The organism is uncultured Thomasclavelia sp. (assembly GCF_944324745.1).
Lineage (GTDB): Bacteria > Bacillota_I > Bacilli_A > Erysipelotrichales > Coprobacillaceae > Thomasclavelia.
The window spans coordinates 1-9,906 of sequence record NZ_CALUXO010000004.1; the positions used below are offsets into that span (position 1 = coordinate 1).

Sequence of the window (9,906 nt, forward strand, 5' to 3'; positions counted from 1 at the left end):
TAATTGAAAAAGCTAAAAAAGAACAAGTACCTGCTGATGTTATCAAAAGAGCAGTTGATAAAGTAAAAAGTGGTGTAACTGAAAATTATGAAGAAAAAGTATTTGAAGGTTATGCAGCTGGTGGTGCAACTTTAATTGTTAATTGTTTAACTGACAATATTAATCGTACTATTTCACAAGTACGTCCAGCATTCACTAAATCTAAAGCTAAATTAGGAAATGAAGGTTCTGTTGCTTATCAATATGATACAATGTCTGTGGTAAGTTTTAAAGGATTGGATGAAGAAGCCGTTTTAGATGCTTTAGTAATGGCTGAAATCGATGCTAGAGATATAATCAGTGAAGATGATGGTTCAATTAAAGTTATTGGAGAACCATCAGATTTAAATAAAATCAAGGAAGCTATTGAAGGGGTAAAAGCTGATGTTGAATTTGATATTGATGAAATTCAAACAGTTCCTCAAGAAACAGTTGAACTTGAAGGTGAAGATATGGAGTTATTTGAAAGACTAATGAACAATCTTAATGATTGTGATGATGTTGATCATATCTACCATAATGTTGCCAATTATGATGAGGGAGAATAATCTCCCTTTTTTTGGAGGTAAAAATGGAAGTAACTTATCTTTATAATAGTGGTTTTTTAGTTGAGTTAGAACATCATTTGTTATTATTCGATTATTACCTGGGAAATATTCCTAAATTAAATCCACAAAAGTCCTTATATGTTTTTGTTTCCCATAACCACTATGATCACTATAATCCAGAAATATACAATATCAACCACCCTAATATTACTTATATCATCGACTCTACGATTGAAAACAAAGGAATACAAGTTAAACCACATCAGACATATAACATCGATGATTTAGTCGTTAAAACCCTTTATTCTACTGATTTAGGAGTAGCCTTTGTAATCAATGTTGAAAATAAAAACATCTATCATGGTGGCGATTTACATTGGTGGCATTGGTCGGGAGAACCTGACCAAGATAATAATTACCAGGCCGTTACTTTTAAACAAGAAATCAATAAAATTAAAGATATTAATTTTGACCTGTTGTTTACAGCTTTAGATCCTCGATTAGAAGAATCAATGACTTGGGGCATGAATTATATTATGGAACATATTTCGTCTAGATATGTTATCCCGATGCATTTTATAGAAAGTCCTGAAAAGATGCTTGATTCATTAACAAAGCCACCATTAAATAAATACCATAATATTATTAAAATAAACTATGAAGGAGAAAAATTTAACTTAGTATGATTAAACCATATCAACATGTTGCTAAATATTATGAAACAGATCAAATGGGTATTATCCACCATTCTAATTATATTCGCTGGTTTGAAGAAGCTAGAATCGATTACATGAATCAAATCGGCTTAACTTATAAAGAAATGGAAAACCAGGGAATTATCTCACCAGTACTAGAAGTAACTTGTCAATATTTAAATATGATGTATTTTGATGATACAGCCACGATCAAAGTAATAATCACCGATTATACCGGAGTTCGTTTTTCGGTAAAATATGAAGTCTATAATCAAAACAATAAACTATGCACTACTGGTACTTCTAGACACTGCTTTATGTCTAAAGATGGTAAACCCATTAGTTTAAAACGCAGCAAACCTGAATTTGACCAGTTATTTAAATCTGTTATTCAGCAAAACAAGTTAGAGGATGAGTAAGTACTCATCCTCTGTTAATAATAACTTTCATGATTATTTTTAACTCTAAAGATCAATCCAACTACTAATAAGGCAATCAAAATTATTCTTCCCAAAATTCCAATTTCAAAATATAACTCAAAAAAATGAAATACTACTAATACAATTCCCCAATAAAGAAAAACCAAAGCTTCATTATAAATATATTTAGCTTTATTTTTTATCAACTGTGGTGTTTTTTTCATCGATAAATGGTTCGTAACCAATAAATAAAAACTGTAAATAAAAGCCATGATTCCTAATAACATATAAATCATCCTTCCCAGATTTTAAATTATCTTGATTATATCATGAAAATCGACAATTACAACTACTAATTACTTCTAATCATCAATCCAATATCCCAGCTAAATAACTTTTCTACTTGCAAGATAATAACTAATCCTCTAGTGATTATCAAATATAAGATCGTTTTAATAGTAACCACCATAATATCATAAAAAACTAGCTTCAAATCTAGAAAGTAAACTACGCCAAAATAAACTAGTAAACTAACTGCCAACGATAAATAAATTAGAAATCTATTTTCATAGTATACCAACTGATAAAACAACCGTTTACTGATACCATTAATTCGCAAATTGACAATCTCGTGATATCGTCCTTTATTTTCTAATACTTGAATAACATAAACAATAATTACAATTCCTACAACCATGCCAGCTTTTAAAACTAACATTAATTGTTCAATTGTTTGAATTGTGGTGATTTGATTTTGATACTTATTAGTGGATGAAAATATTGTTGCATTTGGTAACCAGCGTTTGATTTCGTTGATTACTACCTTGTTATTATCTAATTGATCAACTGTTAATTTGATCGTACCACTATGACTGATTCCTTGTTGTCTTAATAAACTTGATAACATATCTTCGGGCATATAAATAACCAGATTTACATATTTATCATTAGGATAATCATCAATTAAATAATTATTTAATGATATTTCTAATTGATAATTAGTCTTGGCAATGGTCAAATTGGCAATTATAGTATCAATGTCTTTAACCTGATTTTCTAAACTTGATGATACGACAATTTGATCAATATCGTTTCCAGGTACTATAGTAATCTGCTGGTCAAGATAGCTTTCTAACTGATAAAAATAAGAAGCTGTTTCTACATGTTCTATAGCTTGCAACATCTGTAACTGATCATCATTAAATACCGCACTATTTTCATTATAAGTCATCGGTGGCATTTCTTGTTTAGTATTTACAACTAAAATTTCATTAGTTGCATATCTTTGATAAAGCTGCTGCAAATGATTTAAAAAGGCATCAACAATAATTGGTCCTACAATTAACGTAGTAAGCATAATAACATAAATGACATTCATCATTATTTTAGATAATCGTTGATTACTTTTTTGATAGATCTGGTAAAAACGATGATTGATGTTATTGGTAGCTAATTCTTTAGTCTTACCAACAGTGATTAATTGGCTTTTTTTATTAATAAGATGTTTATTTTCAATTTGATATAATCCATCACCGGCATCAATAACAATTTGATCATGTGATGCAATGACAATAGTTTTATGATACTTTCTAGCTAGCACCTTTAAATACTCCATTAATTCGATGCTATTATTTTTATCCAGGGCACTAGTTGGCTCATCCAAAACTAACAGTTCAACATTTTTAACTAAAGCCATCACTAAAGCAAAACGTTGTCGTTGTCCTCTTGACATATCCGTAACTTTTTGATTTATCTGCAAATTAAGATTCATTAATTGTAAATACTCATCTACTAGTTTTTCATCATATTCTTGATTATTTAAAGCAAACATACAATCAAGATTATCTTTTAAAGACAATTCTTCACTAATTAATTCTAAGTCTTGTAAAATATAACCAATATGGTTTTGTCTTATTTTAGCAATTTCATTTTCATTTAAATTATCAATTCGTTTTCCATTAAAATAATACTTAGTTTTAGATATATTTGATAACAATGATATTTCATATAATAACGTGGTTTTTCCACTACCGCTTTTACCGGTAATTACATAAATATTTCCGGGTTGCAAACTAATTTTTTCATTTTCTAATAAAACTAGTTGATCAAATTGAAGATGAATATTATTTATTTCAATCATATTATTTACCTCGAAGCCATGTAATTAAATTTTGTTTATCATAATATCTTTTTACCAATAAATGGACCAGCATTAAACAGCTCGATGAAAGAATAGCCAAGAAAATAAAATGTTGCCATGAAAATAAGAAATATCCAGCAAATTTTTGATATAGCTCAGGAAAACTGGCTAAAACAACATATAAATCACTTTGAGTATTATTAGCAATAATTAATGGTATGGAACCAATTAGATATATAACTCCCATCATCAAGAATATGATAATTAATTGATAGAGATAGTGGATCATATATAACCTATTACTAGCAGGATACCCAGTCATTTTCAGCATTAGATAAGTATTTTTATATCTTTTCAAATAATAAATTTCAATAATGATCATCCCAATAATAAAAATAACTATTTCAATAATCATCATAATTAAAGTATCTTTAATCATTTGATTATTTTCATTTTCTAAATCCGTTACACTTTGATATTCATTATAAACAAAAGTAGTATCTGATAAGGTACTGATTTCATTTTGAGTGACAAGAACGTTTTCATACTTATCAACATAAACCACCTTTGCATATGGTCGTAATTCTTCAATAACTGAATATCCCCTATATACATCATCATTTATATGAATAACACCATTATGATATTTCATTACCTGCTCATCAATCATTTTTTTCATTACGTCATAAAAAAGATAAACCTCATTATCACTAACTGAATTTGCGGCTATGATTCCTTTTACTTTAGCTTCATAATTAACCAGCTCTCCAATACTACTATAATCATAATACGGATTTGCATTAATTTCTGTGGCATCCAACTTTGAAGCACTCCGTGCCAGTGCATAAGGAACATTAATTTCTAATTTTAACGTATCTCCAACTTCAATATTATAATAATAAGCCATATTACTATTTATATATATTCCCTCACTATCACTTCCATCTTCATGATAAAATGGCAAAACAGTAAAAGGATAATTATCATCACTATCCATACCATCGTCAGCAGTTAACTGATGCTTTGTAACAACATTACCATCTCGTAAAACCTGAATTCCCATTTGATTCATATAACCCAGGTTATTAAACATCTTAAAATCAAATTGATAATAATCATAAATACTATTTACATGTTCCAATTGTTCAAGCTGTTTGACTACTGTATCATCTAAAGGATTTAGAGAATTTAAACTTTTTAAAGCATAACCTAGTTTGATTATCTTAAAAAAACCACCTTCATCATTTAAAACTAATAATCGAGTATTTACTATATCATTATTATCATAACTGACAAAACTTATTTTTTGATTGCTTTCAACATAAATTGTCGCACTTAAAAACAATAATATCATCACAATAAAACTCAAGATAACTCTTCTTAAATTATCTTTTCGATTTGAATAAAATAAGATCTCAAAAGTTTGCAATAAACTAACTTTCTGTTCCTTTTTATTATCTTGCTGCTCCATTTTAGAAATCATATTTCTTTTTTCTAAAACTAACTCTAAATGCTCAAATCGATAGATACAATCACATTGATCAATAATGTCTTCTTCATGACTAACTAAAATAATAATTTTTCCTTTTCTAGCTTCCTGCTTTAAAAGTTTCATGATCAATTGCTTATTTTCCAAATCTAAAGCAGCCGTTATTTCATCACCCAAAATTATATTAGCATCTTTAGCTAACGCACACGCAATAGCTACTCTTTGTCTTTCGCCACCAGATAAACTTTTAACCATCGCATTCTTTTTTTCAAGTAAATTTACTTGAGCTAAGATTTCATCAACATTATTTTTATGATTATCTTCTAAATAAAACTCAATATTCTTACCAACACTAATTGTATCGATCAAGATACTATTTTGAGCAATAAAAGCAATATTCTTATTACGAAACTGTTGCTTTTGTTTTTCATTATACTGCAATAATTGATGATTATAATAATAATTACAAGATTGATCAGATAGCATTCCAATCATATACAACAACGAACTTTTACCTACACCACTTTCACCAACAATAGCAGTTATTTGCCCTGGATAGGCACTAAAATAACCATCAATCAAACACTCTTTTTTCCCAAAAAATATATTAATATTACTAAGTTCCAGCATGATATCACCTTTTTTGATAGATTAATATAAAATTTTATAAACATCTAAATATGTACTTTTGTATTGTATTTTTCAATAAACTTTATTATATCAAAAATTGATGTTAGAAAAAAAGATTGTATTTCAAATATATTAAAAATAAAATAACATCTACTTTTCTTTGAAAAAATATAATAGTACAACACATATCTCTTTTTATTTCTTATATAATTTAAAATAATAACTCAAATATATATTTATTGATAAAACTAAATTTTTAAAATTACTAACATTACAATCTTTGCTTCTATTTTTACATTAAAAGCAATTTAATTATCTTATTAAACCTTTATATTTTTCCTAATTTTTGAGATAATAATTTTTACTTTTCAAAATTTAATTTGAGGGCGCCAATAGACGCCCTGATTAAATAATACTGTCTTCTTATATATTTAATGTTTCTGTACCATAAGCTGATCCATTGTATCTAAAATAAACTGTTACTTTTGCAGAATATTGATTTGGACGTGATATATCTCCAAAAGAAACAAGTACTCCTTTTTCTGTTTTACTAGTTTTAACATTACTTAATCTATCCGTAGAATTATCTCTTCTACCACTTAATTCCCCTATACCATAAATACTACTACTTACTGCTTTTGAAGCAGTATCTCTAACAGTAGTATATGAACTTGCACTTACACTTAACATAGTTAAAAAACAAAATACCATTGAACAACTTATAATAATAATTTTTTCATAATTAGTTAACCTCCTTAGAATTTTCTTAACATAGTTAATTTTTCAACTTCTTGTTTTTGATACATTCCTATCCTAGATACACCACTTATTGCACCAACAGCAAAGAAAACCGATAATAATGAGATGATTTTTAATAGTTTAATTTTCATGTTTTTTTGATACAAATAACCATTAGAATCGAAACAATAAATAAAACATAATTTATTATTTTAGAATAATCGGTTATATTAGCTAGCATTATCATAACCATTAATATGCATAATGAAATAAATTTATATTTTTGATACTGTTCCTCATCTAATTTTCTATTTTTGATTGGACTCAATAAAACAAATACTAATATTGAAAAAATGTAAATTGGTATTGAAAGGATCATATAATAATTTTCAGTCAATATATATATGATAAATATAGTTAGGTGTAAAGTTATGCATTTAAAATGAGTATCACAATGATATCCACCACTAAACTTTCTTATTGATCCAAATATTCCAAAATATAATATTGATTCTATTAAATGATTTGCGATATATCCAGTACCAATTACTAGTATTATGTCGACAATGGTTGAGATAATTGCTTCCATTCCATACCTGTGTACTTCATAAGCACTAACATTCACATTTTTTTCAAAAAATTTCTTTGTTATATTGTCAGCTAAATTTTGTATCAATATCCCACCTCCTGATTTTATTTTAGATATTTATCAAAAACAAAAAAGAGCGATGGGATAAATCGCTCAAATCGAGGACAAATTGCATTTAATTAAGTACCAAACTTATTTTTATAATAAACTTATCACTATTATCGATATCGATAGTTCCATTATATTTATCAACGATCTTACTAACACTCTTTAAACCATAACCATGTCCTTTTCCCTTTTTACTTTTTAAATTACTGTCAGCTTTTGAACTATCGATCACATTAACTATTTTAATAAAAAGAAATTGCATATCTTGTGTTATCGTTATTTCTATTACTTCTCTTCCATTTTCAATCGCATTGTCTAGTAAATTAGATAATAATTCATATAGATCATAGTCAATTATATTGATATTAGTTTTAATATTGATATTACAAAATACTTTGATCTGTTTGCTATAAGCTTCCATGATTTTGTTATTGATTATCGTATTGATTAATTGATTTTTTGTATTAATTAAGACTGGTATATTTTCTATTGCTGTTGTTTTATCTTGCATCAATAGTTTTATTTTTTCATATTCATGATTATTTAAATAATGATTGATTAATTGATAATCGTGTTTTAAATCATGTTTAGTAATTTTTAATTGTTCATATAATGTTGCTATTGTTTGTTCATTTCGTTTATCTTTTTGCAGTTGCTTATATTTGTTTTTAATCATATTTAACTGTAATATTTTTATAAATAGTACAGTTAAAACAACACATAAAATAGTTATTGCTACCATTAGCCAAACCAGTTCTGGTAATTTAACTCGTAAAACAATAAATATTTGAATTATTAATTGTAAAATAAAATGAATTATAAACATGATTGATGCCAGTAGTAGATTTAATTGTTTATTAAATTTTACATCATAACTTGGATACAATTTTTTTAGTGACAACAAACAACTGCCATAGAGTAGTTGTTTAACTAAAGAATTACCAAAAGAATCTAATTGACTAAATACTAAAACGACAATAAGACACATTATTCCCGTATATAAACCTTCAAAACAGGCAACAAATATAATTTCATCTAAAGCATTATTTGTAAAATAACAGGATATTAAAATTACATCGATTATTATAAATGTCGTTAATAAAATATCATAAAAACTGATATAGTTTGATATCGTTATTATCATAAATGTTGAAACTGTCAGGGCAATAAAATATTTTTTACGTTTATCTTTTTTGCTTTTTAGAAATGTTGTTATAAAGCACGCTAATAACGTGGCCTCAATAAAATTAATTATTATCCAGCTCATAAATATCTACTTCGATATATCTGATATTCTTTTAATAAACGCTGTTTACTGCCACGGGTATATTCAAGCTTGATATCATTTGCCATAATCAGATGTTCTCGGGCTATTTCTTGAATATAATTTAAATTAATGATTAGATGATTATTGAATCGATAAAAATAATCCTGATTTAATAACTTGATGATCTGGTTTAAGGATTTATAGGTTGTATATGTATGTTTATCACTGACTATAAATATTTGATTTCTTCTTGATTCGATATAGATTATTTCTTTAACCGGTATTTTTACTTCATGATTTTGATAGATAATATTAATTGCTTCTTTTTGATTTAATTGTTGATATTTTAAAATAAAGTTTTCAAAATCTTTATCTAATTGACTTTTTCTAATAAAGAAAAAAGTATTTTGGCAATAGCTGGGATAGACAAAATGATCAAAACTGGAAATATAGACTAAGATAGCATTAGGATATTTAGCTAAATATCGCTTTCCAAAATCAAAGCTTTCCTGATCATCAATCATAGCATCTAAAAAAATCAAATCATAATAATGATTGATCAACTCATCGGGTTGCTTTAATTTGTCGATTGTTTCCTTAAAATATTCTTTTAGCTTAGCTTCAATAATATTTTGATCATTTATATTATCATCAATAATCGCAATCTTCACCATATTTCCCTCCCCATATAGTTTATTTGATTATATCATAAGTTATTATTATTGACTAATTTTTAAAAATATTATTATTTATATAGTCTTTATTTAAACTAACATACCTGCTTAAATATTAATACAAACTAAGTAATATTTATTAAAACTATGAAATTAATCAAAAATATCATATTAATAAGCACCGTAAAATACTACTTTTATAAAACTATATTCTAAAAATTTTATCTTTTTTAAATTTTTCTGATACAAATTTATCATGAAGTTGAGACAAAAGTAACTATTATTTAAAGTATAATATAGACATGGTGCACCAGGCTGTTTTAATGGAGGGAGGATAGAAAGATGTTTATTTTCTACCAGCGGGTCACCACTAAAATAGGAGATGTTCCTCTAAATGGAATATTTGATTATCCTGTTTTTAATATTATATTTAATAAAGTCCAATAAATTAGACTAATTTAATATCTTATTTGACCCGTAAAACAGCGAAAAGGATGAGAGGTTGTGGCTCATCCTTTTCGTCTGGAATATTTGACAAATAAATAATATAATAATCACAACAATAAATCA

Annotated in this window: 10 protein-coding genes; 3 read left to right on the forward strand and 7 right to left on the reverse strand. The window is 26.6% G+C overall.

The window, feature by feature from the left end; genetic code table 11:
- From Q0K54_RS00470 to Q0K54_RS00480, 3 genes are all read left to right on the forward strand, one after another.
- Positions 1 to 587: YebC/PmpR family DNA-binding transcriptional regulator (locus Q0K54_RS00470; protein WP_294577817.1), on the forward strand; the 587-nt coding region annotated here is incomplete at its 5' end.
- 23 nt (positions 588 to 610) lie between these two features.
- Complete coding sequence (locus tag Q0K54_RS00475; protein WP_294577820.1) at positions 611 to 1,273, forward strand: MBL fold metallo-hydrolase; 663 nt, start codon at positions 611 to 613, stop codon at positions 1,271 to 1,273.
- Positions 1,270 to 1,701 (forward strand): thioesterase family protein, encoded by a 432-nt coding sequence (locus Q0K54_RS00480; RefSeq protein WP_294577821.1) that lies wholly within the window; start codon positions 1,270 to 1,272, stop codon positions 1,699 to 1,701. The genes Q0K54_RS00475 and Q0K54_RS00480 overlap by 4 nt, the downstream gene beginning before the upstream one ends.
- Positions 1,702 to 1,715: 14 nt before the next feature.
- On the opposite strand, the gene Q0K54_RS00485 is transcribed toward Q0K54_RS00480, so the two are convergent.
- From Q0K54_RS00485 to Q0K54_RS00515, 7 genes are all read right to left on the reverse strand, one after another.
- On the reverse strand, positions 1,716 to 1,988 hold the full coding sequence (locus Q0K54_RS00485; RefSeq protein WP_294577822.1) for a hypothetical protein: 273 nt from the start codon (positions 1,986 to 1,988) through the stop codon (positions 1,716 to 1,718).
- 65 nt (positions 1,989 to 2,053) lie between these two features.
- Positions 2,054 to 3,841, reverse strand: a complete 1,788-nt coding sequence (locus Q0K54_RS00490; protein WP_294577825.1) for an ABC transporter ATP-binding protein — start codon at positions 3,839 to 3,841, stop codon at positions 2,054 to 2,056.
- Between the two features lies 1 nt (position 3,842).
- Entirely contained in the window at positions 3,843 to 5,960 is a 2,118-nt protein-coding gene (locus tag Q0K54_RS00495) for an ABC transporter ATP-binding protein (RefSeq protein WP_294577828.1), read from the reverse strand.
- Positions 5,961 to 6,383: 423 nt separating this feature from the next.
- A complete protein-coding gene (locus Q0K54_RS00500; protein ID WP_294577832.1) occupies positions 6,384 to 6,650 on the reverse strand; it encodes a hypothetical protein in 267 nt (88 codons plus the stop codon).
- 196 nt (positions 6,651 to 6,846) lie between these two features.
- Positions 6,847 to 7,374, reverse strand: a complete 528-nt coding sequence (locus Q0K54_RS00505) for an accessory gene regulator B family protein (RefSeq protein ID WP_294577835.1) — start codon at positions 7,372 to 7,374, stop codon at positions 6,847 to 6,849.
- A gap of 88 nt (positions 7,375 to 7,462) precedes the next feature.
- Complete coding sequence (locus Q0K54_RS00510; RefSeq protein WP_294577838.1) at positions 7,463 to 8,662, reverse strand: sensor histidine kinase; 1,200 nt, start codon at positions 8,660 to 8,662, stop codon at positions 7,463 to 7,465.
- The gene (locus tag Q0K54_RS00515; protein WP_294577841.1) at positions 8,659 to 9,336 is read right to left on the reverse strand and encodes a LytTR family DNA-binding domain-containing protein; all 678 of its coding nucleotides are present in this window, start codon (positions 9,334 to 9,336) and stop codon (positions 8,659 to 8,661) included. Before Q0K54_RS00515 ends, Q0K54_RS00510 begins: the two co-directional genes overlap by 4 nt.
- Positions 9,337 to 9,906: the final 570 nt, after the last annotated feature.

Bases quoted from the DNA above. Each gene is read 5' to 3' on its own strand.
- Q0K54_RS00475 (WP_294577820.1), top strand. From the start codon at position 611: ATGGAAGTAACTTATCTTTATAATAGTGGTTTTTTAGTTGAGTTAGAA.
- Q0K54_RS00480 (WP_294577821.1), top strand. From the start codon at position 1,270: ATGATTAAACCATATCAACATGTTGCTAAATATTATGAAACAGATCAA.
- Q0K54_RS00485 (WP_294577822.1), bottom strand. From the start codon at position 1,988: ATGTTATTAGGAATCATGGCTTTTATTTACAGTTTTTATTTATTGGTT.
- Q0K54_RS00490 (WP_294577825.1), bottom strand. From the start codon at position 3,841: ATGATTGAAATAAATAATATTCATCTTCAATTTGATCAACTAGTTTTA.
- Q0K54_RS00495 (WP_294577828.1), bottom strand. From the start codon at position 5,960: ATGCTGGAACTTAGTAATATTAATATATTTTTTGGGAAAAAAGAGTGT.
- Q0K54_RS00500 (WP_294577832.1), bottom strand. From the start codon at position 6,650: ATGTTAAGTGTAAGTGCAAGTTCATATACTACTGTTAGAGATACTGCT.
- Q0K54_RS00510 (WP_294577838.1), bottom strand. From the start codon at position 8,662: ATGAGCTGGATAATAATTAATTTTATTGAGGCCACGTTATTAGCGTGC.
- Q0K54_RS00515 (WP_294577841.1), bottom strand. From the start codon at position 9,336: ATGGTGAAGATTGCGATTATTGATGATAATATAAATGATCAAAATATT.